This is a genomic window from Nautilia lithotrophica (assembly GCF_054656815.1).
The window spans coordinates 90,454-117,144 of sequence record NZ_BAAHXN010000003.1; the positions used below are offsets into that span (position 1 = coordinate 90,454).

Below are 26,691 nucleotides of genomic sequence, written 5' to 3' on the forward strand. Positions count from 1 at the left end.
ATGGTTAAATTTTTAGATTTGAAAAGACAATATGAAAGTATAAAATCAGAGATAAATAAAGCTATATTTAATGTAATAAATGAAAGTGCTTTTATTGGTGGAAAATATGTAAAAATATTTGAGGAAGAGTTTGCTAAGTATCAAGGAGCTCAATATTGTATAGGTGTTGGAAATGGAACTGATGCACTTGAGATAGCAATAGAAAGTTTAGATTTGCCAAAAGGTAGTGAAATAATTGTTCCTGCAAATAGTTTTATTGCTACAAGTGAAGCGGTTACAAGAACAGGACATAAAGTTGTATTTTGTGATTGTGATGAAAAAAATTATACTATTTCTATTTCTTCTTTGAAGAAAAAAATTACACCTAATACAAGTGCAGTGATTGCTGTTCATTTGTATGGACATCCTTGTGATATGGATGAAATTTTAAAGATAGCTAAAGAAAATAATTTAATAATTATAGAAGATTGTGCTCAAGCTCATGGTGCAGAATATAAAGGTAAAAAAGTAGGAACAATTGGAGATATAGGAACATTTAGCTTTTATCCTGGAAAAAATCTTGGTGCTTATGGAGATGGAGGAGCTATTGTTACAAAAGATGAAGAATTAGCAAAAAAGTGTAGAATGATAGCTAATCATGGAAGAATAAATAAGTATAATCATGAGTTTGAAGGACGAAACAGTAGACTTGACGGATTACAAGCAGCAATATTATCTATTAAACTTAAATATTTGTCAGAATGGACGGATAAAAGAATTTCTATTGCTCAATATTATTTGGATAATTTAAGAGATGTTAGGGATATTGTTTTACCGAAAAGAGAGAGTTGGGCTAAACAGGTTTATCATCTTTTTGTAATTAGAACTGAAAAAAGAGATGAATTAAAGTCTTTTTTGCAAGAAAAAGGAATTCAAACGGGGATTCATTATCCTATAGCTTTACCTAAATTAAAAGCTTATGAATATTTAAATCAGGCAAATGAGAATTTTATTGCTAATAATATTGATAAAGAACTATTAAGTTTACCGATGGGGGAACACTTAGAAGAAAAAGATGTGAAATATGTTATAGAAAAAATAAAGGAATTTTTTGAATGAAGATAGGTTATGTGGCTGTTGATATTTTACCTATTAATAATGCAGGAGCGGTAAGAAATACTTTTTTTATTGAATTTTTACAAAATGAAGGTCATGAAGTTATAGTATTTTCTTCTGTAGAGAATGAAAAATATAATATCTGTTTAAATAAAGTGAAATTGGCTTCAAATAAAGCATCTATTATAAAAAGGATATTTAAAGAAATAATTTATGGGATAGAATTATTTTTTAGGATAATTTATAATAAAAGGCAAGATATGTATGTAATTTCATCTCCACCCTTTATTGTGACCTTAATAAGTTTTTTAGCTGTTAAATTAAAAAAGGGAAGGATTGTTTTAGATATAAGAGATTTATATCCAGAAGTGTTGTTTCAAAATAAGATTTTAAATAAAAACTCTTTTTTAGGAAAAATTTTTTCTAAAATAGAAAAATATTTATATGATAAAAGTGAAAAAATAATTACTGTAACGGATTATTTAAGGAAAGATATCAATAATAAGACAGCTACTCCTGTATATGTAATCAGAAATGGATTTGATGAAGAAATTTTTAAACCTATAAGTGAAAAATTTAAAGATTTTACTATTGTTTTTCATGGGACATTAGGGAGGTTTCAAAATATTGAGTTGTTATGTAAATTGATAGAAGAAAAAAAAGATGTAAAGTTTTTAGTAATAGGAGATGGAAGTAAAAGTCAATTAATAGAAAATTTACAAGTAGAAAATTTAACTTATATAAAAAAAGTACCATATCAAAAAATTCCAGAATTAATTTCTAAAGCACATATTGGTATTTCTTTGAGAACAGATGATTTCATTAGTCAATCAGCATTTCCTGTAAAAATCTTTGAATATATGGGGGTTGGAATTCCAGTTATTGTTACTCCAAAATCAGAATCAGGAGTTATAATAGAATATTATAAATTTGGGTATCAATGTGATAACGATATAAAGCAAATAGCTAGTTGTATAATGAAAATTAAAGAAAGTTATGATTTATTTTTAGAAAATATATCTTCTAATCGTCAACTCTTTTCAAGACAATACCAAAGCAGGAAATGGAAAGAAATATTATAGTCCTTTTCTACTCACCATCACCCAAATAGTTTTAAAAATTGTCTTAATCTCAAGCCATAATGACCAGTTTTTAATGTAATAAAGATCATACATAAGTTTTTGATATGCGTCTTCTTCGTTTGCGCCGTAAGGATAGCATACCTGGGCCCATCCTGTGATTCCCGGTTTTACAATATGTCTAAGGTTGTAGTATGGGATGTTTTTTTCAAAAATTTCAATCCAGTATTGCCTTTCAGGTCTTGGACCGATGAGGTGCATATCGCCTTTTATTACGTTCCAAAGTTGAGGTAGTTCGTCAATGCGAGTTTTTCTCATAAATGCCCCCCATTTGAAAATCCTTGGATCGTCTTTGCTTGCAAATAGGGGTATGCCTTTTTCTGCATCTGGGACCATACTTCTGAATTTGTAGCAGACAAATTCTTCACCGTTTAATCCAACTCTTTTTTGTTTGAATATTACGGGCCCTTCAGGGGATTCTTTTTTAATTTTATATGCAGCATATATCATAATTGGTGAAGAAATTATTCCAAGAGGAATTGCAATAGAAAAGTCTATTAGACGTTTTATTATATATTGGAATTTGTTATAAGATTTTATTTCATCTAAAAAATTTATATTGCTTCCATCTCGAGGAATATACACTTTTCCAAGATATTTTTCTAAGAAATGTTCAATGGTAATAAATTCAATACCTTTAAACTCTAAGGCTGTCAAATATTTAATAAGTTCATCCGAAATGTTTTTTGAAGTATTTAGAACAATAATTTTATATTGAGAGTTTTTACAGAGTTTTGATATTTCATTTATTATTTCTGATGAAGGTTTGTTTTTTAAGGATATGTTAACAAGATTATACTTTTTTTTAATTTGATTTAGTTCTAGTAAATTAAATTTATATTTATCACCTAATATTATCAAATGTATCCTTTGTTTTTTTTAGGTAGATTATTGTTATAATAACAAATATTTTAATAAAGGGATAGGATGAAAAAATATCTTAATATTTCAGAAAATAGATTTTCAAATAAAATAGCGTTTTTATTAATTTTGATTGCTTATGTTTTTGCTTTGGGTGTAAGATATTATTATTTTTCATGGGCGAGTGGAATTAAAGAGTTTCTGTGGCATGAGACTCTAATGATAAACAATGTTGACGGGTATTATTATGCCGCAGGAGCGAAAGAGTTGCTGAATAATTCGCATGTAATAGGGAACTTAAATCCATATCATTCCTTACCGAGTATGCTGACTGCCGCAATAGTTAAAATTTTTCCTTTTTTAACGCTTGATCAGGTTATATTATGGATGCCGGCTGTTTTTGGAAGTTTGTTGGTTGTTCCTCTGTTTCTTGTAGGCAGGACTTTTAAAAATGATATTTTAGGTTTTACTGCTGCACTTATAGGCGGTATTGTATGGAGTTATTATAACAGGACAATGGTGGGGTATTATGATACGGATATGCTGGTAATAGTTCTTTTAATGTTTATAGTGTGGGGAATTATTGAATATTTGGTAAATGATAATACAAAAATGTTTTTGTTTGTGCCGTTTATGATAATTTTATACGAATGGTGGTATCCTCAAAGCAGGACGGTGCTTTTAGCGCTTGTAGGGATGAGTTTTTTATATAGTTTGGTGTTTAAAAGAAAGCAGGAAAGTTTTATTTTTGTTTTGTTTTTGATAGTGGCTTTGTTTGGATTTAAATTTTATATAAATGCAGTTTTGGTGACAGTTTTATATGTCGTATATATTAAAAAACAGGATTTGTTTTTAAATTGGAAAATAATTTATGGAATGTTTGGTATTGCTGTTTTAGTGCTGTTTTTCAGCGGGACGATGCATTTGCTCATAGGTAAGTTTTTGCTTTATTTTAACAGAGCTAATAGTGCGGGAGAAGGACTTCATTTTTATAATGTGTCAAAAACAATACGAGAAGCGTCACAAATACCTTATAATGTAGTGGCAAACCGTATAAGTGGTGGCATGGGCCTTTTTATTTTTTCAATAATCGGATATATTTTGATGATAATCAGATATCCCGTTATGGCTATTTCCCTTCCTATGTCGATAATAGGTATAATGGCTCATAAACTTGGGCTTCGTTTTACGATTTATGCGGTGCCTTTTTTTGCTCTTGGATTTGCTTATTTGGTGTTACTCATTAGTGAATATGTTTCAAAACTATTTATTAATGATAAAATAGCCAAACTTTCTAAAATAGTATTACCGTTGATTTTAATAACACCTTCGCTGTATGCGAATATAAAACACGTGATTAATTATAAAATGCCTACAACTTTTTTAAGTCAGGAAGTCGAAAGCCTTGATAAACTCTCTCATATTGCCAAACCTGAAGATTATGTAGTAACATGGTGGGATTACGGATATCCTATAAGATATTATGCTGGGACTAAAACATTAGTTGATGGTGGGAAGCATAGCGGGGAAGTAAATTTTCCGGTAAGTTTTGCATTGACTCATAATCAAATAGCTGCAGCCAATATTGCAAGGCTTGATGTAGAATATACAGATAAATTGGAAGTAGCAAGAGAACTTGGCAATAAATTTAAAACAGAAGGTTATATTAAAGATATGATGAAAAAATACGGATTTAAAAATCCAAATGAGTTTTTAGAAGTTCTTAATAATCCTGATTTTAAATTACCTAAAAAAACAAGGGATGTTTATTTTTATTTTCCTTACAGAATGTCTGATATATATCCTACTGTAGCCGTTTTTAGCAGTATAGATTTGAAAACAGGAAAAGTAAATCAGCCTTTTATCGTAGCTACAAGAGTAGTTGCGGCAGGGAAAGACGGGCTTAAATTTGCAAATGGTATATGGATGGATATGAAAGGAAATCTGCACTGGGGTAATAAATTAATACCTTTAAATGAGATATACATAGGATTATATGACAAAACCGGCAAATACAGGGTAATAAAACAACCTTTTAATTCAAGATCGAATGTAGTTGTAATTTGGTATAAGCCTTTGAATAAAGTTTTGATTTTAAGCAGGGATAAGTTAAACGCCACTTATGTGCAGATGTTTTTCTTGGAAAACTATGATAAAAATCTGTTCGAACCGGTAATCATAAATCCGTTTGTTAAAATTTACAAACTTAAAAAATAACCTCTTTTGTTGAGGTTTTAGATAGTGATTGGTTGTTTAAGTTTTTGAAATATAAAATTGTGTTTCAAAAAACTTAACAACTTGTAAACTAAAAATAACCCAATCCTGTTATTGACATATCAACATTTCTCTGCTAAAATATCCATAAATACATTCAAAAGGCTGTTAATGAAAAAAAATCTGGCACTTTTTATATTTGTTTTGTTAATTATAGGCGGAGTTTACGGATTATATAAATATATTGTTTTTAACGAAAATTACGCCGAGAGTAATGCGGTATTTGTAAAATCGGATTCTTTAACGTTTTTAAGCTTCAAACTTCCGGGTAAAATAGAAAAAATTTACGTAAAAGAGGGTGAAAACATCAAAAAAGGCGAACTTCTCGCAAAACTGGAAACAAAAGAGCTCGAAATACAAAAAAAAGAGCTTCTCGCAAATATAAACGCTTTACAAGACAAAATAAAAGCAACGGAAATTCAAAAAGAAAAACTTGCAAACGATATAGACACAAACCTGAAACTTCTAAACAACGAAAAAGAAAAACTTCAAAAAAACATAGAAGCTATGGCTTTTTCAATAGATGCTATGAGATATAAACTTGAAAAATTAAAAGATGATTATAAAAAATTTCAAAAACTTTACAAACAGGGTAAAGTTTCAAAAGAAAAGTATGAAAGTGTAAAAGTTGCTTATAACTCTTTAAAAGATCAGATGAGTGCACAGGAGAGAAAATTTGAAGCTTTACAGCTTGAAAACAACACGATCGATATGAAAGTAAAACTTACACTAAACAACAAAAAAGAGATCCAAAGACTTGAGAAATCCATTGAAGCTCAAAAAAATCAGCTAAAAGCTCTAAATGAAAAACTCTCTTTAATAAATACAAACATACAAAACTCATACATTCATTCACCGATAAATGGAAGGGTAGCCAGAAAATTTGCAAATGACAACGAAGTGGTCGGTGCTGGTATGAAAGTTTTGAGTGTAGTCGATCCGAAAGATTTGTATGTGCTTGATTTACTTGAAGAGACTAAAATGAAAGGAATTAAACCCGGGTGTAAAGTAAAAATCCATATTGATGCATTGGATAAGGATTTTGACGGAGTTGTAAGTGAAATACTACCTGCAAGCGCCGCTACGTTTGCATTGGTCCCAAGAGATATCAGCAGCGGTGAATTTACCAAACTCGCACAGAGATTTTACGTAAGGATTAAATTTAACAAAATCCCGGAAGATGTTTTGGTTGGGATGTCGGGTGAAGTTGAGATTAAGAGAATGGAGAATTGAGAATGGAGAATGGAGAATTAAAAACAAATATTATTAAAGACAAAACGTTTGAATTTTCTCTCAAAATAATAAAAGTATATAAATATTTAAATGAAAAAAAAGAATTTGTACTCTCAAAACAATTGTTTAGAAGCGGTACATCTATAGGTGCAAATGTTGTTGAAGCGTTAGATGGTATTAGTAAAAAGGATTTTAGAAATAAAATGTCTATTGCCCTTAAGGAAGCTAGAGAAACAAAATATTGGCTGGATTTATTAATTGCAAGCGATTATTTACCTCAGAAAAAAACTGGGCAAGTTTTAATACTTTTAGAAGAAATAATAAAAATTTTGGTAAGAATCGTTAAAAATGCAAACTAAAATTCTCAATTCTCAATTCTCAATTCTCAATTTAACAACATGGGTGTTGTTGGTAGTTTTCGGAGCTTTCATGGCAGTCCTCGATACTACAGTCGTGGATATTATCGTGCCGCGTCTGAAAGGGCCTTTATCAACCGATATGTATGGCGTGCAGTGGGTGATAACGGCGTATATGATAGCGGCGGCGGTGGGGCTTTTGATAGTTGAATGGCTTATTAAAAAATACGGAAACAAATGGATATACATTATTTCGGTGGCGGTATTTACTATTGCTTCGTTTTTGTGCGGTATTGCTAATTCCCTTTCGTTTATAATCGTAGCCCGTGTTATTCAGGGGTTTGCGGAAGCTATGATAATGGTTACGGCTCAGGCTATGCTTTTTGGTTTTTTCCCGCCTGAAAAACGTGGTATTGCCATGGGTATATTTGCCCTTGGCGTTGCGTTTGCCCCGGCAATCGGTCCGACGCTTGGAGGGTATTTGACGGAATGGTTCAGCTGGAGGGCCGTGTTTTTTGTGAATGTGCCGATTGGTATCGTGCTTGTGATATTCGGTTCTTTGCTTTTGCCTGATAAAGATGAAAGAAAAGAAGAGAGGCTCAATTTTATTTCAGTGGCGTTTTTAACCGTTGCGACAGTTGCATTGCTGATACTTTTAAGCAAGGGACAGCAGTTTGGGTGGTTTAATTCTTCACTGATTGTGTATCTTGCGTTTATTACGTTTTTCGGGACACTGTTTTTTATAATGAGTGAGTATTATTCCAAAGAGTCTCTTTTTGATTACTCGCTTTTTAAAAACCCTTACTATTCTTTGGGGATACTTATCTATTTCGTTTTGCTTGGCTTTTCGATGTATCAGTATTTTTATCTCATTCCTATGTTTTACGAGCATATAAAGGGCTTAAGTTCCATTCAGACTGGGCTTGGGGTGCTTGGGTTTGGTATATGGATTGGAGTTTTCAGTATGATAGCTGGGGCTCTTAGTGATAAATTTTCACCGGTGCCTGTATTAATCGCCGGGGCGGTAATATATCTTGTAAGTTCTTTTGTGCTGTTTCCGAGTATAAATTACTATACGCCGTTTTATGAGGCGGTTTTAAAAACCATGCCTTTTGGTATTGCGATGGGGCTGTTTTTTGCACCGATTACGGTGCTTGTTATGAACAACTCAAACGGAAAAATCGAACAGGGTATAATGACAATGGATTATGTGCGCTTTATCGGTGGGAGTTTCGGGACGGCAATTGCCACAAACAACCTTGTGTTTTATTCCAACAAAGAGTTTGACGGAATGACGACGCTTCAGAATTATCATATTACGAACGATTTTGTATCAGCCCTTGAAAAGTTTTTAGGCAGTGCCGGAAAAGAAATATTCAGAATGTTAGAAGAATTTATGAGTGCGAGTTACGGGTTTAAATACGTCTGGCTTGATGCAGGATTCTGGGGGCTTGTGGGCAGTTTGTTTGTTTTTATGTTATTGTTTGTAAATAGTAAAAAATTAAAAAAAGGAACGATATGAATGGAGAATTGAGAATGGAGAATGGAGAATTAAAAAAAATAATTTTATTCTTTTTATTTGCACTTGTTTTAAATGCGGAAAGTTTTAATCAGATAAAAAATGAAATAACAAATTCTCTTAAATACAAAATGCAGGAAAAACGGGTTGAAATTTTTGCGAGTAAATTAAAAGCGGCTGAAGCTAAAAATTACGGAAGTCTTGATTTCGAATATAACGCCGTGCATCTTTTTAAACAGCCTGTTATGAAGATGGATACAATGCAGGCCGTAGCCGTTAATCCGTCTACCAATCAGCTGATTTTCGTTCCCGTTCATTCCGAACTTCCAATGAGTGACAAAAACCATTTTACGGGTGTAATAAAATATTCTTATCCGCTTTTTAGCGGTTTTGCTCTTACAAATATGATAGAAAAATCAAAACTTGAACTTATAAAAGAGAAATTGAATTTAAAAAACATAAAAAGAGAGCTTATTTTAAATTCAGCCGAATTATATTCGAACATATACGCCCTAAAAGCAAAAATAAACGCACTTAAAAAAGCCGAAGACGCCCTTATCAGCGCAAAGGAAAAGGCCGAAGGGTTTTATGAAGAGGGACTTATCAATAAGTCGGACGTCGATGAAATCAAAGCCAAATATTTTGAAATCAAAGCACTTATTAAAGAAACAAAGGCACAAAAGGATTCTTTGCTTAATCTTTTGGGATATCTTGTCAACAAAAATATTTCCGATATTGACGGGGTTAATATTGAAAAAGTCAGGTTTAAGCCCGATTTTCAAAAAAGACCCGATGTAAAAGCAATAAAAGAAACCCTCAAAATTTCGGATAAAAACATAGCCCTGGCAAAATCAAAATATTATCCTCAAATCGGAATAGAAGCCGGAATAAAAAGAGAAGCCGACAATTTAACGCTTACTCAAAACGATTATCAAAATATTGACAAATCGTATATTGCCATAGGAATTAAGTATAATATATTTGATGCAGGTGAAAAAAACGCCGAACTTCAAACGGCTAAACTTGCTAAAAATGCCCAGATGCTTTTTTATAACGATTATTTGAATAAAATCAAAACGGAATACCAAAATGACCTTGAAACGTTAAAAGCCCTTTATGTGCAGCTCGATGCGGCCGGGGAAGAAATGAATGCCAGGGAAAGTTATTACGAATACATACAAGCAAAATTCAATGAAGGTCTGGCTGACAGCAGCGACCTAAACGATGCAATAGCAAAGCTTGCAGAAGCGAGGGCTAAAAAAGAAGCCGTAAAAGCCAAAATATTTTTCCTAAAAATAAAGCTCAGATTAAACGGAGGCTATTATGAATAAAAAAAATATAATTTTTATTGTCGTAATTTCATTGTTGGCGGTATCGGCATATCTTATCTATAAGAAATTAAATCCGAAAAAACTGCCTCCTTACCTGATAGAAGCGGTGGGAAAAATTGACGGCGATTTGATAAACATAAACACAAAATATCCGGGCAGGATAATTAAATTAAATGTTGACACCGGTGATTTGGTAAAAAAAGGCGAAATATTAGCTGTTCTTGATTCCAAAGAGTTTAAAGACAAACTAAATGCTTTAAATTACGAAATTAAAGCCAAAGAAAACGAACTTGCCTTTATGAAAAATAAAATAAACAGCACAATTAAAAAAGCAAAAACGGCAATAGACATTAAACAAAAGGAATTAAATTCCCTTTATCCTCAAATAGATTCTCTAAAAGCCCTGATTGCACAGGATAAAAAAGACGAAAAAAGAATAAAATCCCTTGTAAAAAGAAAACTTGCAAAACCTCACGAACTCGAACTGGCTATACTTAAGACAAAAACGGATATAAACAAATTAAATTCACTCTTACAAAAAGAAAAAGCACTGAAACTTGCGGTGGATATTGCAAAAGAAGACTTAAAAACGGCAATTGCCTCAAAAGAAAATATCAAAGCTTTAAATAACGCAATTAATGCCCTAAAAGCAAAGAGAAATGAATTATCAAATGTTATCAACGAGCTAACTCTTTATTCACCGGTTAACGGATATGTGGACGCAAAGCTTGCAAACGTGGGTGAGGTTGTGGGTGCAGGTATGCCGGTTGTTTCGGTAATTGATCCTAAAAGTTATTATTTAAGCGTATATATAGATGAAATAAACAACGGCAAAGTAAGATTGGGTGATAAAGCGGTGATATTCCTTGACTCATTCCCTGATAAACCGATTGAAGCTGTTGTAAGTAAAATTTCAAAAAAAGCGGAATTCACACCAAAAGAAGTTGCAGTCAGAAGCGACAGAATAACAAGGGTGTATGAAGTAAGACTTAAGCCTTTAAGTCCTTGTAAATACTTTAAACTCGGACTTCCGGCTACGGGTGTGATACTTACAGGTAACGGAAGTCTTCCCAAATCACTTGATGAATTACCAGAATTATAATGGAGAATTGAGAATGGAGAATGGACAATTAAAACGGGGTTCCCGAAAAGTCGTGAGACTTTTTGGAGTATAGAGAGAATGAAAAAGTTGCCAAGTTCCGGGTTCCAGGTTCCAAGTATGAAGAAGGTTGAAAAAAGGAAAATTATTCTATGAAAAATGGAAAATTAAATAATCAATACATCAATATACCAATAACAAATAAACCATTATGTTAAGTGTAAAAAACGTAACCGTAAAGTATAAAAACGTCACGGCCGTTAAAAACATAAGTTTTGAAGTAAAAGAGGGGGAAATTATCGGTCTGATCGGTGCGGACGGGGCTGGAAAAAGCTCTCTTTTACACGCAGTTGCCGGGGTTAAAAGGTTTGAGGGGGAAATAAGTTACAATGGAATTGTTTACAAAAGTCCCGAAGAAGCCGAAAAAATTAAAAAGTTTATAGGGCTTATGCCTCAGGGGCTCGGGCTTGTTTTGTATGATTCTCTTAGTGTAAAAGAGCATTTTGATTTTTTCAGAAGTTTAAGGAATGTAAAAAAAGATTCGGAATACGAAAAAAGACTTCTCAAAATGGCGGGACTTTATGAATTTCAAAATAGACTTGCGGCAAATTTAAGCGGCGGTATGAGGCAGAAACTTTCGCTTATTTTAACACTGCTTCACAGACCCAAACTTCTTATTCTTGACGAACCTACAACGGGAGTAGATCCTATAAGCCGTAAAGAGCTTTGGGAAATAGTGGATGATATAAGACGAAAAGAAGGAATAATCGCCCTAATTTCCACGGCATATATGCAAGAAGCCGCCCTGATGGACAGGGTTATGCTGTTTGATGAGGGGGAAATTATCGCTTCCGGGAAAGTGGATGAACTTTTGCAAAATGCCGAAAATTATACCTATGAGGGTGAGTTTGAATGCGAAAAGTGTATATCGTTTAACAATAAAACGTATTCATTAAACTCTTTAGACAAAAAACACGCCAAACCTACGCTTGAGGCTTTATTTTTTATAAATTCGCTTAAGAAAAATCAGGAAATAGTTAAAATTACCCTTGAAGAAAAAAACACTCAAATACCGGATATTGTGGTAAAAGCAAAAGGCCTTACCAAAAAATTCGGCAGTTTTGTCGCCGACGATCACATTGACCTTGAACTTAAAAGCGGGGAGATTTTGGGGCTTTTAGGTGCAAACGGAGCCGGAAAAACCACATTTATGAAAATGCTTTTAGGACTCTATCCGATTGACGAGGGCGAGCTTTATCTGCTGGGTGAGAGGATAAATTCATACAAAGACAGAATAAAACTCAAAAGCAAAATAGGCTACGTATCCCAGAGATTTGCATTATACGATGATTTGAGCATTTCGGAAAATATTGATTATTTCGGAAAAATGCACGGGCTTTCAAATAAAGAGATAAATGATAAAAAAAGATTTTTTGCAAGACTTTTGGGGTTTGAGAGGTATTTAAACGAATTTCCAAAAGACGTGCCGCTTGGAATAAACCAGCGTTTTTCGGTAGCGGTCGCCCTGCTGCATGATCCTGTCGTTTTGTTTCTGGATGAGCCTACAAGCGGGGTTGATACGGTGGCAAGGGCAACATTTTGGAAACTTTTAAAAGAACTTAAAGAAAAATGGAAAATTTCGATTTTAATTACGACCCATTATATGAGTGAAGCGGAATATTGTGATAGGGTTGTGGTTTTAAAAAGAGGTAAAAAAATAATAGACGACGAAGTTGAAAATTTACACGAAAAATTCCCGAATTTAAGTTTTGAAGAGATATTTATAAGATATTACGAGGAGAATGCATGAATGTGGGTGTAATAAAAGCGTATTTAAAAAAAGAGTTTATAGATCTGGTGCGATCTAAAATGATTATTATGGTTTACCTTATGCCCACTCTCATAACCCTTCTGTTCGGATACGGGCTCAAAATGGAAATAACCCATGCCAGAACAATAATAATAGACAAAGACAACACAAAACTTTCAAATGAAATAGTTAAATCTTTTACTCATTCCAAATATTTCGATACAAAACTTTTAAATATATCGGACAATGCCGCATTGAAACTTGTTAAACAAAATAAAGCCGATCTTTTTATCATTATCCCTCATAATTTCGAAAGAAATTTGATACATTCCAAAAATGCGGAAGTTGGAGTGTTTATAGACGGAAGTTTTCCTCTTAGGGCCACAACGCTTGAAGGGTATGTAAACGGGATGTTTATTAACATTTTGGAAAAAAACGGCATTGAAACACCGGTAAAGATTAACCAGAGAAATCTTTTCAACGAATCAATGAGGGATGAAAATGCGATAATTCCCGGGGTTATCGGTTTGGCTTTGCTGATTGCTCCCTCAATTCTTGCCGCACTTTTAATTGTAAAGGAAAAAGAGCTAGGCACGATTTTTAATTTTTACTCAACACCCCTTAAAAAAAGCGAGTTTTTAATTGCCAAATTAACCCCGCCTTTTATTTTACATTCCCTTAATGCAATTATTTTGCTTTTATGGGCGGTTTACTGGTTTGATCTGCCCTTTAAGGGAAGCTTTTGGCTTTATATTCTTGCGAGTGAGCTGTATATACTTGTCAGTGTCGGAATAGGGCTTTTGGTGTCAATCGTTACTTCCACACAGGTGGCGGCTCTTGTTCTTTCGGTTATCATAACCGTAATTCCGGGATTTTTGTATTCGGGTATTATGATGCCGATATCTTCTATGACGGGCGAGAGTTACATAGAAGCGCATATGTTTCCGGTAATGTATTACAACCATATAATTTACGATACATTTTTAGTCGGAAACGGGTTTGATTCTTTGCTTAACATAAAATACCTGCTGATTTTGTTTTTTTATGCGGTTATGCTTTTAAGTATCGGATCACTGCTTTTGAAAAAGGCGATAAAATGAAAGGTTTTTATGCCGTATTTAAAAAGGAAATACTCTCTTTTTTGCGTAATATAGGGCTTGTGTTTTTTGTGCTTTATATGTTTACGTTTGATATCTATACGGCCGGAAAAGGGATAGAGATTAAACCTAAAAACGTCAGTATCGGTTATGTTATAAATTCCGGTGAAGCAATACCTCAAAAAATACTTTCCCATTTTCACAAACCTGAATTTCAACCGCCTAAAAGGTTTTTAAATGAAAAAGAACTTAAAAAAGCTATTTTTAACCGTGAAATAATGGTAGGAATTATGTTCGACAAAGATTTTGAAAAGGATTTTCTCTCTCGAAAAAATGCCCGGATAAATGTTTTAATAGACGCCACCGCTTCGGCACAAGCACAGGTAACGCTTATATATCTTAATCAGATAGTATATTCCATGCTTAATGCGAAATTTCCTCTTGATATTAAAATCCATAAGCTTTTTAACCAAAATTCCAATTCCGAGTGGTTTATGAGTCTTAGTGAGCTTATGAGCGTTATTACTATGCTGGCTTTGATTCTTATAGCCGTTGTGTTTGTAAAGGAAAAAGAATCGGGCACCTGGGATATTATGCTTTTGATGCCTGTAAGCGGAAGCGTGATAATTTTAGCCAAAGTTCTCTCTCAAATAGCTTTATTGATGGTTGGTGTGTTTATAAGTGTGGGCATTGTGGTGTTTGGGGTGTTTAACGCGCCGATAAACGGGAATCTGTTCGCTTTTTTTGTGCTTTGTTTTTTCTTTGCTCTTTCACTTGGCGGAATTGCGCTTGTAATAGCGGCATTTAGCAGAAGTGTTATGCAGGTTTCACAGCTCAGTATTGTAGTTATGATGCCTCTTTTGTTTTTAAGCGGTGCATGGACGCCTATCAGTTCTATGAATGAATTTTTACAGGCTTTAACAATTATATCACCGGTGAGGTATTTTATTGAAGGAACTGAATCGATATTTTTCAGGGGAACTTCATTTAACGATCTGCTTCCTTATTTTGCCGGTGAAATTATTATAGGTTTGGTATTATTTTATATTGGGTTTAGAAAAATGGGGCGACTGTTTTAATAAATGGGAAATTTATAAAAGTTGTTGAGGTTATTAGAGTTAGTTAAGTTTTAAAGTTACTGTGATGACTGAATAACAGATTACAAATAACAAATATACCAATAACAAATTAACCATAATAACCTTTCAAACATTAACTAACCTAAATAACTTTAACAACTTAATTAACTAAAAAGGACATCTATGCGAGATATACAAAAAGAATTTTTAGATAACAGAAACATAAATAAAGATGTTTGGAGAATATTTAGGGTTATAAGTGATTTTACGGATGCGTTTGACGAGCTTGAAGATATCCCGCCCGCCGTTTCAATATTCGGAAGTGCAAGGGAGAAGCCCGGGCATTATTATTATGAAAAAGCAACTGAAATATCAAAAGAGCTTAGTGATAAAGGGTATGCGATTATAACCGGTGGTGGCCCGGGGATTATGGAAGCGGCGAATAAAGGTGCAAAAATCAGCATAGGGCTAAACATAGAACTACCCCACGAACAGATAACTAATCCGTATGTAAAAACAAAATTGAAATTCAAATATTTTTTTACAAGAAAAGTGACTTTTTTAAAATACAGCGTTGCAACCGTGATGATGCCGGGTGGTTTTGGAACTTTGGATGAATTAAGTGAAGTGCTGACACTTGTTCAAACTAAAAGAATGAGTCAAATTCCTATCGTGTTTTTCGGAATTGAATTTTATAAACCCCTTTTGGATTTTTATGAAAAGATGCTAGAAATGAAATACATCTCTCCTGAAGACAAAAATTTGTATTTAGTTACTGATGATGTTCAAGAGGTAGTTGAATATATTTCAAAAAATGCGCCTATTACGGAAATAGTTAAAAATAAATAGCATCTCTTCTTCCTTTTTATAAGGAAAAAATACTTCAAAATATCTTGCATTTAACATTAAAATCATTTATAATTTCAGTCCACAAAAGCGTGGAAAAACCACGAGATCTTTAAAAAGGAAGGCTATGGAGAAAATCAGAATTAAACTTCAAGCATACGATCACAGAGTGCTTGACAAAGCTGTTAGCATTATTACAGATGCTATTAAAAGAACTGGAGCGGAAGTAAAGGGACCAATTCCTCTACCTACAAAAATCAGAAGATATACGGTATTAAGATCACCTCACATTAACAAAGATTCAAGAGAGCAGTTTGAAATCAGAATTCACAGAAGAATTGTTGATGTTGTGAACGCATCGCCTGAAACTGTTGATCAACTTATGAAGTTAGAGTTGGCACCAGAGGTTGATGTAGAAGTTAGGGCATTAAGTTAAGGAGAATTGAATGGAATTTATAGTTGAAAAAATAGGAATGAGTAGGACTGTAGGAATCCCAAGTGTTCCGGTAACATTATTAAAAGTTGTTCCGGCTAAAGTTTGTGAAATTAAAGAAAACAAAGCTTTAGTTGCATACGCAAATGGGAAAAAAATCAATAAACCAATCGAAGGTATGCAAAAAAAATACGGATTAAGTAAAGAATTCAACAGATTTGTTGAACTTGAAGTTGCAAATACTGAGCCTGGAGATTTAAGTGTAGAACCACTTAAAGAGGCTAAAAAAGTTAAATTAACTTTCAAATCAAAAGGAAGAGGTTTCCAAGGTGTTGTAAAAAGACACGGATTTGCTGGTGGACCTGGTGGACACGGTTCAAGATTTCACAGAGCACCTGGATCAATTGGTAACTGTGAATGGCCTGGACGTGTTATGCCTGGTAGAAAAATGCCTGGTCAATACGGAAACAAAAACGTAACAGTAAACGCTGAAGTATTAGAATATGATGAAAACATGGGCGTTCTTGTAATTAAAGGAAGCGTTCCTGGAGCTAATGGAAGTTTAGGAAAAGTAAGGATTGTGAAATGAGTATAGAAGTAATTAAGCAATTACCTGAGGATTTTCAAAACATCAATCCGCATAACCTTTATTTGTATGTAAAAGCATACCTTGCTAATCAAAGAGCAGGAACTGCACATACAAAAACAAGAGGTGAAGTAAGCGGTGGTGGAAAAAAACCTTTCAGACAAAAAGGTCTAGGAAGAGCTAGACAAGGTAGTATCAGAGCGCCTCACTTCGTAGGTGGTGGTGTTGCACACGGACCAAGAAACGAAAGAGACTGGTCTCAAAAATTAAACAAAAAACAAAAAAGAGTAGCACTTAAATATGCTCTTAATGAAAAAGCTGAAAACGGAAAACTTTTTGTTGTTGACAGCATTAAAATCGAAAGCGGAAAAACAAAAGACGCTGTAAAATGGCTAAATGAAGTTAACCAAAGAGATTATCTAATCGTAGTTGACGAAATGGATGAAAAAACATTTTTAGCATTCAGAAACATTCCAAACGTGTATATCATTACACCTGAAGAATTAAACGCTTATTATGCAAGTGTATTCCACAGCATTATTTTTGATAAAGCGGCTTACGAAAAAGTTATAAAGGGCTAAGCGATGGCGGATATTACAGATATTAAATCAATTGTATATACAGAAAAAGCACTAAACCTTCAAGAGCAAGGTGTGCTTGTAGTGCAAACTACACCAAAAGTGACTAAAAATCAACTTAAAGAGATTTTTAAAGAGTATTTCGGAGTAACTCCGCTTAAAGTTAATTCACTTAGACAAAAAGGAAAAGTGAAAAGATTTAGAGGAATCGAAGGTAAAAGACCGGATTATAAAAAATTCTATGTTAAATTACCTGAAGATGCAAAACTTGAAAGCCTAAGTGTATAAGGATAGAAGATGGCAGTAAAGAGTTATAAACCATATACACCGTCAAGAAGATTTATGACAACGCTTGACAACAGCGACATAACATCAAAACCGACGGTAAAAAAACTATTAATTAAACTTCCTCAAAAAGCAGGAAGAAACAACCTTGGTAGAATTACATCAAGACACAGAGAAGCTGGTGCGAAAAAACTTTACAGAATTATCGATTTCAAAAGAAATAAATTCGGTGTGCCTGGTAAAGTAGCGACAATCGAATATGATCCATATAGAAACTGCAGAATTTGTCTTATCAGCTATGTTGATGGTGATAAAAGATATATCATTCAACCTGAAGGTTTAAAAGTTGGTGACACTGTTATGGCAGCTGAAGCAGGACTTGACATTAAACCTGGTAACGCAATGAAACTTAAAAATATCCCTGTAGGGACAGTTGTGCACAACGTTGAAATGAAACCTGGTAAAGGTGGACAAATCGCAAGAAGTGCCGGAAACAGCTGCCAAATTATGGGTAGAGAAGGTAAATACGTTATTTTAAGATTACCAAGCGGTGAGATGAGATATATTCTAGGTGAATGTATGGCAACTATCGGAACTGTTGGTAATGCTGATTACCAAAACATTACTATCGGTAAAGCCGGTAGAAGCAGACATCTAGGTATCAGACCTCAAACAAGAGGTATTGCTATGAACCCGGTTGACCATCCGCACGGTGGTGGTGAAGGTAGAAGTAAAGGTAACCATCCTGTTACACCTTGGGGTATGCCGACTAAAGGTTACAAAACTAGAAAGAAAAAACAATCTGATAAATACATCATCTCAAGAAGAAAGAAATAAGGATAGCTCATGGCTAGAAGTTTAAAAAAAGGTCCTTTTGTAGATGACCATTTAATGAAAAAAGTTTTAAAAGCTAAAGAAGAAAAAAACCCAAAACCAATTAAAACTTGGTCAAGAAGAAGTACTATTACACCTGAAATGATAGGTTTGACTATCAATGTTCATAACGGAAGAGATTTCGTGCCTGTATATATTACTGAAAGACACGTTGGATTTAAATTAGGTGAATTTGCACCTACCAGAACTTTTAGAGGACATAAAGGTTCTGTTCAAAAGAAAATTGGTAAGTAAGGATAGGTGATGAGTAAAGCAGTATTAAAATTTATAAGACTATCGCCAACAAAAGCCAGATTAATTGCTAAAGAAATTCAAGGTATGAATGCTGAAGAAGCACTTGCTAAATTAGAATTTATGCCAAACAAAGCGGCAAGAGTAATCGCTAAAGTTGTTGCAAGTGCTGTTGCAAACGGCGGATATGATGCAAATGAAGTTGTAATTACTTCTTGCAGAATCGACAGAGGTCCGTATCTAAAAAGATTCAGACCAAGAGCTAGAGGTATGGCAAGCAGAATCCAAAAACCTACAGCACATATTTTTGTAGAAGTTGAAAAGGAAAGCTAATGGGTCAAAAAACGAATCCAATCGGACTAAGACTAGGGATAAACAGAAACTGGAGAAGCAGATGGTTCATTAACTATAACACTATGCCTGAGAATGTTTTAAGTGATTATGAACTTAGAAAATTCCTTAAGAAAAAACTTTATTACGCAGGTATCAGTGATATTATTATTGAAAGAACTGCTAAAAAAATCAGAATTACTATTTTTGCAGCAAAACCTGGTATCATCATTGGTAAAGGTGGTAGTGAAATCGAAGCTTTAAAAGCTGAACTTCAAAAAAGAATTGGTAATAAAGAATTAATTCTTAACATTAAAGAAGAGAGAAAACCACAACTTTCAGCACAGCTTGCGGCTGAAAACGTTGCTACTCAGATTGAAAGAAGGGTAGCATTCAGAAGAGCTATGAAAAAAGTTATTCAATCTGCACTTAAATCTGGTGCAAAAGGTATCAAAGTTCAAGTTGCAGGAAGACTTAATGGTGCTGAAATGGCAAGAACTGAGTGGTATCTTGAGGGAAGAGTTCCTCTTCATACATTAAGAGCAAAAATTGATTACGGATTTGCCGAAGCTTTAACAACATACGGAATCATCGGTGTAAAAGTTTGGATATTCAAAGGTGAAGTTCTTCAAAGAAAAATGAATTCTGACGATACACAAGCGCCAGAAAGAAAAGCTCCAAGAAGAAGAAAAGGACGCAGAAATGTTAATGCCAAAAAGAACTAAATATAGAAAACAACAAAAAGGTAGAAACAGAGGTAAAGCCTACAGAGGCAGCACTCTTGCATTCGGAACATACGGTCTTAAAGCTGTAGAGCTTGGAAGAATCAATTCAAGACAAATTGAAGCTGGAAGGGTTGCACTTTCAAGAACTATGAAAAGAACAGGTAAAATCTGGATTAGAGTATTCCCTGATAAACCTCTAACAGCAAAACCTGTTGGGGTGAGAATGGGTAAAGGTAAAGGTAGTGTTGAAGAGTGGGTTATGAATATTAAACCCGGAAGAATTATTTTCGAAATCACTGGTGTGAATAATGAAACTGCCGTTAGGGCATTAACTCTTGCAGCTGCTAAATTACCATTTAAAACAAAAATTGTAAGCATGGAGAGTGAAAATGAGCTATACTAAATTAAACGTAGCGGAACTTGTTGAAAAGTCTGAAAAAGAGCTTCAAGATCTTTTAAAAGAGAAAAAAATGGAGCTTTTTGAAACAAGAATGAAATTAAAAACTATGCAGCTACAAGATACTTCTCTTGTTAGAAAAATTAGAAAAGACATCGCAAGAATTAAAACTGCGATGAGAGCAAAAAGGGGTAACTAATGCCTAAAAGAATAATTACTGGAAAAGTTATCAAAAAAACTGGTGATAAAACTATCAACGTTTTAGTTGAAAGAAAAGTTTTACACCCTAAATACCATAAAATTGTTAAAAAATTTAAAAAATATCTTGTTCACGATGAAAACAACGAAGCAAATGTTGGCGATGTTGTAAGCGCAATTGAACACAGACCAATTTCTAAAAGAAAATCTTTCGTTCTTAAAGATATTCTTGAGAGAGGAGAATAAGAATGATTCAACCATTTACAAGATTAAAAGTTGCTGACAACAGCGGTGCTAAAGAAATTATGTGTATTAAAGTTTTGGGAGGGTCAAAAAGAAGATATGCTTCAGTAGGTGACATTATTGTCGCTTCTGTAAAAAAAGCCCTTCCAAACGGTAAAATTAAAAAAGGTCAAGTTGTAAAAGCGGTAATCGTTAGAACTAAAAAAGAAGTTCAAAGAGAAAACGGATCACTTATAAGATTTGATGATAACGCGGCTGTTATCATCGACGCTAAAAAAGAACCAATTGGAACTCGTATTTTCGGACCGATCGCGAGAGAAGTAAGATACGAAGGTTTCCAAAAAATTACATCACTTGCTCCGGAGGTGTTATAATGGGTGCTAGAAAAAATTTACCTCCTAAATACAAAATCAAAAAAGGCGATACGGTAAAAGTTATCGCAGGAGATGACAGAGGAAAAACTGGTGAAGTTTTAAAAGTACTTGTTAAAGATGCTAAAGTACTTGTTAAAGGTGTGAACGTAGTTAAAAAGGCTGTTAAGCCAACTGAACAAAACCCAAAAGGTGGGTTTGAATATATTGAAAAACCAATTCACATCTCAAATGTAAAAAAAGTAGAAGGCTGAGAAGATGTTTGAAGTACAAAAAAAATATAAAGAAGAAGTTAGAGCAAAATTAGCTGAAGAGTTTGATATTAAAAACCCAATGCTAATTCCTAACATTGAAAAAATCGTTGTTAGTGCTGGTGTTGGTGAAGGAAGCAGAGATAAAAAATTCCTTCAAAGCGTAGCTGATACATTAACAATCATTACTGGTCAAAAAGCAGTAATTACACCTGCAAGAAAGTCTGTTGCAGGGTTTAAAGTAAGAGAAGGAATGCCTGTTGGTGTAAAAGTTACACTAAGAGGTGAAATGATGTGGAATTTCCTTCAAAAACTAATTTCAATCGCACTTCCAAGAGTTAGAGACTTTAAAGGTGTAAAAAGAGACGGATTTGACGGAAGAGGTAATTTTAACTTCGGTCTTACTGAGCAATTAGTATTTACTGAAGTTGATTATGATAACATTATTAAAGTTCATGGTATGAATATTAACATTTCCACAACTACTGAAGACGATAAAATGGCTGAAAGAATGCTAGAACTTATCGGATTCCCATTCACAAAAGGAAAGTAATATGGCAAAAAAAAGTATGATAGCTAAAGCTAAAAGAAAACCAAAATTTAAAGTTAGAGCATATACAAGATGCTCAATCTGTGGTAGAGTTCACTCTGTTTACAGAGATTTTGGTATTTGCAGAATCTGCCTAAGAAAAATGGCAAACGAGGGATTACTCCCTGGTGTTAAAAAAGCAAGTTGGTAAAAGGATGCCAAGATGATGAATGATATTATTGCAGACGGATTAACTAGAATCAGAAATGCCGCTATGAGAGGTTTAGAGGTTACTCAACTTAATCACTCTAAACTAATGGAAGCGGTATTGAAAGTTTTTGAAGAAAAAGGTTATATTGAAAGTTTTAAAGTAATCGAAGATGGAAACAAAAAATTCATCAACGTTACTTTAAAATATGATGAGAATGGTAACTCTGTTATCAATGAAGTTAAAAAAGTATCTAAACCTGGTAGAAGGGTTTACAAAGGATACGAAGATATTAAAAGATTTAAAAACGGATACGGAACTTTAGTTGTATCAACAAATAAAGGCGTTTTACCTAACGATGAAGCTTACAAATTAAAAGTAGGCGGCGAAGTAATCTGTAGTATTTGGTAAGGAGATAGTTTATGAGTAGAATAGGTAAACAACCCGTAAAGTTAGCTTCTGGCCTTGAAGCTAAACTTGAAGGGAATAAATTAATCATTAAAAAAGGCCAAGACGAAAAAGTTATAGACACTAAAGGTGTTGTTAAAGTAAATATTGAAGGTGATACAGTTTCTTTTGAACCTGCAGAAGAGAGCAAATTCGCAAAAGCAATGTGGGGAACTGTTAGGGCTTTAGCTAACAATGCAGTTATCGGATTAACTCAGGGGTTTGAGAAAAAACTTGAAATTAATGGTGTTGGTTACAGAGCAGCTGTAAAAGGAAATGTTTTAGAATTACAACTTGGATATTCACACCCTATAAATTATGAAATTCCTAAAGGTATTACTATTACAGTTGAAAAAAACATTATTACTGTAAAAGGTAGCGATAAACAACAAGTTGGGCAAGTTGCTGCTGAAATCAGAAGCTTTAGAAAACCTGAGCCTTATAAAGGTAAAGGTGTTAAATATGTTGATGAACATATTATTAGAAAAGCTGGTAAAACAGCTAAAAAATAAGGGTGAGAGATGAGAAGAAGTAAAGCATTAGCTAAAAGAGACTTAAGAAGACTTAAAAGAAAAAGAAGAGTTAGAGGTAGAATCAGCGGAACTGCTGATATGCCAAGAGTTAGTATTTATAAATCAAATAAATACTTAGTTATTCAAGCTATTGATGATGTTGCTGGTAATACGTTGGCATTTTTAAATACTGCACATTTAGAAAATAAATTACCTTCAAACATTAACGGAGCAAAAGAAGCAGCTAAACTTTTTGCTGAAAAATTAAAAGCTGCTAATATTGAATCAGTTAGATTTGATAGAAACGGATATAAATATCATGGTGTAGTTGCAGCGTTTGCAGATACTCTTAGAGAAAACGGTATAAAATTATAAGGAAGGCAAATGGCTAAAAAAGCTCAAGTAATTAGAGATTATAACAGAGAAGAATTTGAAGAAGTAGTTGTTAATATCGGAAGAATTACTAAAGTTGTTAAAGGTGGTAGAAGATTCAGATTTAACGCTTTAGTAGTTGTTGGAAATAAAAAAGGTATAGTTGGAATCGGAACTGGAAAAGCTAAAGAAGTTCCGGATGCAATTAAAAAAGCAATTGACGATGCATTCAAAAACTTAGTTAAAATCGAAGGTATTCATGGTAACACTATTAACCATGACGTTCAAGCTAAATACAATGCATCAAAAATTTTACTTAAACCTGCAAGTGAGGGTACAGGGTTAATCGCCGGTGGTGCGGTAAGACCAGTGCTAGAACTTGTTGGTATTAAAGATATTTTATCTAAATCACTTGGTTCAAACGAACCTCATAACCTTGTTAGAGCTACTGTTGAAGCTCTAAAAATGATTAAAAGCAAAAAGGCGTAATCATGGCGTTAAATAATTTAAAACCAGCATGCGGTTCTACTCATAAAACTAAAAGAGTAGGACGTGGAGCAGGTTCAGGATACGGAAAAACTTCTACAAGAGGACAAAAAGGTCAGAAATCAAGAACTGGTTATTCTCAAAAAAGAGGTTTTGAGGGTGGTCAGCAACCACTTCAAAGAAGATTACCGAAAGTTGGTTTCAAAAGTAGAGTTGTAAAACCTCAGGCTATTAATGTGGATAAATTCCCAGCAATAGTTGAACTTGAAGAAATTACAATGGAAGCTTTAGCTAATATTGTAAAAATAAAAGCTAAAAAAGTAAAACTGATAGGAACTAAAGCTAAAGAGCTTAAAGATAAAATTAAAGATGCTAACATAACTACATCTGGAAAGTAAGGGTATGAATCCGATAGCTAAAAAAATATTAATTACCCTTGGTTTCCTTCTCATCTATAGAGTTCTTGCATATGTACCTGTTCCAGGGGTAAATATTGATGTAATTAAAGAATTTTTTTCAGGTCATCAGAATGATGCATTAGGTTTACTTAATATGTTCAGTGGTAATGCTGTAAGTCGTATGAGTATTATTGCGCTTGGTGTTATGCCTTACATTACTGCGTCTATTATTATGGAGCTACTTGCTGCAACATTCCCTAAACTTGGTGAAATGAAAAAAGACTCTCAAGGTTTTCAAAAATATATGCAAATAGTTAAATATTCAACTGTGGCTATTTCTTTTATTCAGGCAATAGGTATTGCAATAGGTTTAACTTCTATGACCGGTAAAATGGGTGAGTCTGCAGTAATGATAGATACTTCTACATTTGTAATATTAACCGCCTTTTCGATGATGGGTGGAACTATGCTTCTTGTGTGGATCGGTGAACAGATCACAGAAAGAGGTGTTGGTAACGGTATTAGTTTAATTATCTTTGCCGGAATTGTTAGTGCTATTCCATCTGCAATAGTAGGAACGTTAAATCTTGTGGATGTAGGTGAACTTTCTGTAATAGGATTAATATTTATATTATTTATTGTAGTTGCTACAATTGGATTTATTATTTATGTAGAACTTGCTGAGAGAAGAATACCTATTTCTTATCAGAAAAAAGTTTTAATGCAAAATAGATTCAAAAGAGTTATGAATTATATTCCTATTAAAGTTAACTTAAGTGGTGTTATTCCACCAATTTTTGCAAGTGCGATTTTAATGTTTCCTCTTACGGTTTTAAGTGGTGTTACAAATCCTGTTCTGGTTCAAATTAGAGATATTTTAAATCCTAATGGATATTTGTATCATGTATTATTATTTATTTTTGTTATTTTCTTTGCTTATTTTTATGCTTCAATTGTATTTAACGCAAAAGAAATTGCAGAAAATCTTAAAAAACAGGGTGGCTTTATTCCTGGAATCAGACCTGGAGAACAAACTGCTAAATTTTTAAATGAAGTAGCAAGTAGACTTACATTTTGGGGTGCGCTATATCTTGGTGCTATAACTGTTATGCCATGGCTACTTGTAAAACTAATTGGAATTAATTTCTATTTTGGTGGAACCGCGGTTTTGATTGTTGTGCAAGTTGCAATTGATACTATGAGAAAAATACAAGCACAGCTTACAATGCAAAAATATGATACATTATCGGTAACGGGGCTTTAATGCCTCTTTTTATTTTAGGAGAATAAATGGCAATAGCAATTAGAAAACCTCAAGAAATTGAAAAAATCAAAATACCTGCTAAACTTGTTGCTCGAACTTTGAAACTTTTAAAAGAACATACCAAACCTGGCATTACTCCGCTCGAACTTGATAGAATAGCCGAAGAATTTATTAGAGAAAATGGAGGAAGACCTGCTTTTAAAGGTTTATATGATTTTCCAAATAGCGTATGTATTAGCAGAAACGGAGTAGTAATTCACGGAATTCCTACAAATGAACCTTTAAAAGAGGGTGAGGTTGTCGGTTTTGATGTTGGTGTTGAGATTGATGGGTGGTATGGAGATGCAGCTATTACTATAGGTGTTGGTAAGATAAAAGAAGAATATCAAAAAATGATAGATGTTTCTAAAGGGGCGTTATACCACGCTATAGAAAATATTAAACCTGGAATGAGATATAAACAGATTAGTAAACTTATTGAAGATTATATTGTATCTCACGGATATGTTCCACTAAAGGGTTACAGCGGTCATGGAATTGGTAGAAAACCACATGAAGAACCTCAAATTCTAAATTATGTAGAAGGGAAAGCAAATCAGGGTGAAAAAGTTAAAAACGGGCATGTTTTTTGTTTAGAACCTATGCTTTGCCATAAATGTGGTGAACCTATATTAGCAGATAATGGATGGGATGTTTATTGTGAAGACATGGAAGTTGGAGTTCATTATGAACATCAGGTTGCAGTAATTAACAATAAAGCAATAATATTAACAGAGGAGGAATAATGGCAAAAGACGTTTTAGAAGTAGATGGAATTGTAACAGAAGCGCTTCCTAATGCAATGTTTAAAGTAGAATTAGAAGGGCTTAAAAAAGAAGTTTTGTGTCATATAAGTGGAAAAATCAGAATGAACTATATTAAAATCGTTCCAGGCGATAAAGTAAAAGTAGAAATTAATCCTTATAGCTTAGATAAAGGTAGAATTACTTACAGATATAAATAATTCTCCTCTTTTTTTAACTTCTTTTATTCTCAACACTATTTTTGCACAATCTATAATCTTATTATGTTGATAATTGTGAATAATTTTTATATATATTTGCAATTAAAAAGAATAATTGACTAAAATGCGGTTATTTTTAGTATATATAATGTATGATTTTAATAAGTTTTAAAATTTTTTCACAATTTTTAAATTTTTTTGTGAAAATCTA

General features: G+C 33.4%; 36 protein-coding genes. 35 read left to right on the forward strand and 1 reads right to left on the reverse strand.

The features are described from left to right. Window positions 1–1,098, forward strand: a complete 1,098-nt coding sequence (locus ACYQ19_RS07945) for a DegT/DnrJ/EryC1/StrS family aminotransferase (RefSeq protein ID WP_459978896.1) — start codon at window positions 1–3, stop codon at window positions 1,096–1,098. Then, a complete protein-coding gene (locus tag ACYQ19_RS07950) occupies window positions 1,095–2,177 on the forward strand; it encodes a glycosyltransferase family 4 protein (protein ID WP_459978897.1) in 1,083 nt (360 codons plus the stop codon). The genes ACYQ19_RS07945 and ACYQ19_RS07950 overlap by 4 nt, the downstream gene beginning before the upstream one ends. On the opposite strand, the gene ACYQ19_RS07955 is transcribed toward ACYQ19_RS07950, so the two are convergent. Continuing rightward, window positions 2,172–3,095 carry a sugar transferase gene (locus ACYQ19_RS07955; protein WP_459978898.1) on the reverse strand — a complete coding sequence of 308 codons (924 nt, stop codon included), beginning with the start codon at window positions 3,093–3,095 and terminating at the stop codon, window positions 2,172–2,174. The two genes, ACYQ19_RS07950 and ACYQ19_RS07955, sit on opposite strands and share 6 nt — an antisense overlap. Window positions 3,096–3,161: 66 nt before the next feature. Here ACYQ19_RS07955 and ACYQ19_RS07960 point away from each other — a divergent pair, with 66 nt between their 5' ends. The 33 genes from ACYQ19_RS07960 (at window position 3,162) to infA (ending at window position 26,480) form a co-directional block, all read left to right on the forward strand. Next, window positions 3,162–5,312: an STT3 domain-containing protein gene (locus ACYQ19_RS07960; protein WP_459978899.1), complete on the forward strand. Its 2,151-nt coding sequence runs from the start codon at window positions 3,162–3,164 to the stop codon at window positions 5,310–5,312. A 168-nt stretch (window positions 5,313–5,480) separates the two neighbouring features. Next, window positions 5,481–6,602, forward strand: a complete 1,122-nt coding sequence (locus tag ACYQ19_RS07965; RefSeq protein ID WP_459978900.1) for an HlyD family secretion protein — start codon at window positions 5,481–5,483, stop codon at window positions 6,600–6,602. Between the two features lie 2 nt (window positions 6,603–6,604). Further along, window positions 6,605–6,961, forward strand: a complete 357-nt coding sequence (locus ACYQ19_RS07970) for a four helix bundle protein (RefSeq protein WP_459978901.1) — start codon at window positions 6,605–6,607, stop codon at window positions 6,959–6,961. A gap of 43 nt (window positions 6,962–7,004) precedes the next feature. Beyond that, window positions 7,005–8,480, forward strand: a complete 1,476-nt coding sequence (locus tag ACYQ19_RS07975; protein ID WP_459978927.1) for a DHA2 family efflux MFS transporter permease subunit — start codon at window positions 7,005–7,007, stop codon at window positions 8,478–8,480. Then, window positions 8,477–9,808, forward strand: a complete 1,332-nt coding sequence (locus ACYQ19_RS07980) for a TolC family protein (protein WP_459978902.1) — start codon at window positions 8,477–8,479, stop codon at window positions 9,806–9,808. The genes ACYQ19_RS07975 and ACYQ19_RS07980 overlap by 4 nt, the downstream gene beginning before the upstream one ends. Then, window positions 9,801–10,910, forward strand: a complete 1,110-nt coding sequence (locus tag ACYQ19_RS07985) for an HlyD family secretion protein (RefSeq protein WP_459978903.1) — start codon at window positions 9,801–9,803, stop codon at window positions 10,908–10,910. Before ACYQ19_RS07980 ends, ACYQ19_RS07985 begins: the two co-directional genes overlap by 8 nt. Window positions 10,911–11,118: 208 nt before the next feature. After that, entirely contained in the window at window positions 11,119–12,717 is a 1,599-nt protein-coding gene (locus ACYQ19_RS07990) for an ATP-binding cassette domain-containing protein (protein WP_459978904.1), read from the forward strand. Beyond that, window positions 12,714–13,817, forward strand: coding sequence for an ABC transporter permease (locus ACYQ19_RS07995; protein ID WP_459978905.1), 1,104 nt, complete (start codon window positions 12,714–12,716; stop codon window positions 13,815–13,817). The genes ACYQ19_RS07990 and ACYQ19_RS07995 overlap by 4 nt, the downstream gene beginning before the upstream one ends. Continuing rightward, complete coding sequence (locus tag ACYQ19_RS08000) at window positions 13,814–14,893, forward strand: ABC transporter permease (RefSeq protein WP_459978906.1); 1,080 nt, start codon at window positions 13,814–13,816, stop codon at window positions 14,891–14,893. The genes ACYQ19_RS07995 and ACYQ19_RS08000 overlap by 4 nt, the downstream gene beginning before the upstream one ends. 183 nt (window positions 14,894–15,076) lie before the next feature. Beyond that, complete coding sequence (locus ACYQ19_RS08005) at window positions 15,077–15,742, forward strand: LOG family protein (protein WP_459978907.1); 666 nt, start codon at window positions 15,077–15,079, stop codon at window positions 15,740–15,742. A gap of 124 nt (window positions 15,743–15,866) precedes the next feature. Further along, window positions 15,867–16,175 (forward strand): 30S ribosomal protein S10, encoded by a 309-nt coding sequence (gene rpsJ / locus ACYQ19_RS08010; RefSeq protein ID WP_012663777.1) that lies wholly within the window; start codon window positions 15,867–15,869, stop codon window positions 16,173–16,175. A gap of 10 nt (window positions 16,176–16,185) precedes the next feature. Further along, window positions 16,186–16,761 (forward strand): 50S ribosomal protein L3, encoded by a 576-nt coding sequence (gene rplC, locus ACYQ19_RS08015; protein ID WP_459978908.1) that lies wholly within the window; start codon window positions 16,186–16,188, stop codon window positions 16,759–16,761. Next, on the forward strand, window positions 16,758–17,339 hold the full coding sequence (gene rplD, locus ACYQ19_RS08020) for a 50S ribosomal protein L4 (protein ID WP_459978909.1): 582 nt from the start codon (window positions 16,758–16,760) through the stop codon (window positions 17,337–17,339). The genes rplC and rplD overlap by 4 nt, the downstream gene beginning before the upstream one ends. A 3-nt stretch (window positions 17,340–17,342) precedes the next feature. After that, window positions 17,343–17,624 (forward strand): 50S ribosomal protein L23, encoded by a 282-nt coding sequence (locus ACYQ19_RS08025; protein ID WP_012663812.1) that lies wholly within the window; start codon window positions 17,343–17,345, stop codon window positions 17,622–17,624. A gap of 9 nt (window positions 17,625–17,633) precedes the next feature. Beyond that, the gene (gene rplB / locus ACYQ19_RS08030; RefSeq protein ID WP_459978910.1) at window positions 17,634–18,458 is read left to right on the forward strand and encodes a 50S ribosomal protein L2; all 825 of its coding nucleotides are present in this window, start codon (window positions 17,634–17,636) and stop codon (window positions 18,456–18,458) included. Between the two features lie 9 nt (window positions 18,459–18,467). Continuing rightward, window positions 18,468–18,749, forward strand: coding sequence for a 30S ribosomal protein S19 (rpsS, locus tag ACYQ19_RS08035; RefSeq protein WP_456470128.1), 282 nt, complete (start codon window positions 18,468–18,470; stop codon window positions 18,747–18,749). 9 nt (window positions 18,750–18,758) lie between these two features. Beyond that, a complete protein-coding gene (gene rplV / locus ACYQ19_RS08040) occupies window positions 18,759–19,079 on the forward strand; it encodes a 50S ribosomal protein L22 (protein ID WP_012663770.1) in 321 nt (106 codons plus the stop codon). Continuing rightward, window positions 19,079–19,801, forward strand: coding sequence for a 30S ribosomal protein S3 (rpsC, locus tag ACYQ19_RS08045; RefSeq protein WP_459978911.1), 723 nt, complete (start codon window positions 19,079–19,081; stop codon window positions 19,799–19,801). The genes rplV and rpsC overlap by 1 nt, the downstream gene beginning before the upstream one ends. Next, window positions 19,779–20,204, forward strand: a complete 426-nt coding sequence (gene rplP / locus ACYQ19_RS08050; protein ID WP_015902787.1) for a 50S ribosomal protein L16 — start codon at window positions 19,779–19,781, stop codon at window positions 20,202–20,204. Before rpsC ends, rplP begins: the two co-directional genes overlap by 23 nt. Beyond that, a complete protein-coding gene (rpmC, locus tag ACYQ19_RS08055; protein ID WP_015902377.1) occupies window positions 20,191–20,397 on the forward strand; it encodes a 50S ribosomal protein L29 in 207 nt (68 codons plus the stop codon). Before rplP ends, rpmC begins: the two co-directional genes overlap by 14 nt. Continuing rightward, a complete protein-coding gene (gene rpsQ / locus ACYQ19_RS08060; protein ID WP_015902595.1) occupies window positions 20,397–20,642 on the forward strand; it encodes a 30S ribosomal protein S17 in 246 nt (81 codons plus the stop codon). The genes rpmC and rpsQ overlap by 1 nt, the downstream gene beginning before the upstream one ends. Before the next feature lie 2 nt (window positions 20,643–20,644). Then, window positions 20,645–21,013, forward strand: coding sequence for a 50S ribosomal protein L14 (gene rplN, locus ACYQ19_RS08065; protein WP_015901868.1), 369 nt, complete (start codon window positions 20,645–20,647; stop codon window positions 21,011–21,013). Next, on the forward strand, window positions 21,013–21,264 hold the full coding sequence (rplX, locus tag ACYQ19_RS08070) for a 50S ribosomal protein L24 (protein ID WP_459978912.1): 252 nt from the start codon (window positions 21,013–21,015) through the stop codon (window positions 21,262–21,264). The genes rplN and rplX overlap by 1 nt, the downstream gene beginning before the upstream one ends. 4 nt (window positions 21,265–21,268) lie before the next feature. Then, complete coding sequence (gene rplE, locus ACYQ19_RS08075) at window positions 21,269–21,814, forward strand: 50S ribosomal protein L5 (RefSeq protein WP_459978913.1); 546 nt, start codon at window positions 21,269–21,271, stop codon at window positions 21,812–21,814. Window position 21,815: 1 nt separating this feature from the next. Next, on the forward strand, window positions 21,816–22,001 hold the full coding sequence (locus ACYQ19_RS08080) for a type Z 30S ribosomal protein S14 (protein ID WP_007475795.1): 186 nt from the start codon (window positions 21,816–21,818) through the stop codon (window positions 21,999–22,001). A 12-nt stretch (window positions 22,002–22,013) separates the two neighbouring features. After that, window positions 22,014–22,409 carry a 30S ribosomal protein S8 gene (gene rpsH / locus ACYQ19_RS08085; protein WP_459978914.1) on the forward strand — a complete coding sequence of 132 codons (396 nt, stop codon included), beginning with the start codon at window positions 22,014–22,016 and terminating at the stop codon, window positions 22,407–22,409. A gap of 11 nt (window positions 22,410–22,420) precedes the next feature. Further along, window positions 22,421–22,957 (forward strand): 50S ribosomal protein L6, encoded by a 537-nt coding sequence (gene rplF / locus ACYQ19_RS08090; protein ID WP_459978915.1) that lies wholly within the window; start codon window positions 22,421–22,423, stop codon window positions 22,955–22,957. Window positions 22,958–22,966: 9 nt separating this feature from the next. Continuing rightward, window positions 22,967–23,332: a 50S ribosomal protein L18 gene (rplR, locus tag ACYQ19_RS08095; protein ID WP_459978916.1), complete on the forward strand. Its 366-nt coding sequence runs from the start codon at window positions 22,967–22,969 to the stop codon at window positions 23,330–23,332. A gap of 9 nt (window positions 23,333–23,341) precedes the next feature. Beyond that, window positions 23,342–23,818: a 30S ribosomal protein S5 gene (gene rpsE / locus ACYQ19_RS08100; RefSeq protein WP_459978917.1), complete on the forward strand. Its 477-nt coding sequence runs from the start codon at window positions 23,342–23,344 to the stop codon at window positions 23,816–23,818. Between the two features lie 2 nt (window positions 23,819–23,820). After that, on the forward strand, window positions 23,821–24,213 hold the full coding sequence (rplO, locus tag ACYQ19_RS08105) for a 50S ribosomal protein L15 (RefSeq protein ID WP_459978918.1): 393 nt from the start codon (window positions 23,821–23,823) through the stop codon (window positions 24,211–24,213). 4 nt (window positions 24,214–24,217) lie between these two features. Next, window positions 24,218–25,477: a preprotein translocase subunit SecY gene (gene secY / locus ACYQ19_RS08110; protein WP_459978919.1), complete on the forward strand. Its 1,260-nt coding sequence runs from the start codon at window positions 24,218–24,220 to the stop codon at window positions 25,475–25,477. Window positions 25,478–25,503: 26 nt separating this feature from the next. Then, window positions 25,504–26,262: a type I methionyl aminopeptidase gene (map, locus tag ACYQ19_RS08115; protein WP_459978920.1), complete on the forward strand. Its 759-nt coding sequence runs from the start codon at window positions 25,504–25,506 to the stop codon at window positions 26,260–26,262. Then, on the forward strand, window positions 26,262–26,480 hold the full coding sequence (infA, locus tag ACYQ19_RS08120) for a translation initiation factor IF-1 (protein WP_459978921.1): 219 nt from the start codon (window positions 26,262–26,264) through the stop codon (window positions 26,478–26,480). Before map ends, infA begins: the two co-directional genes overlap by 1 nt. Window positions 26,481–26,691 lie beyond the last annotated feature (211 nt).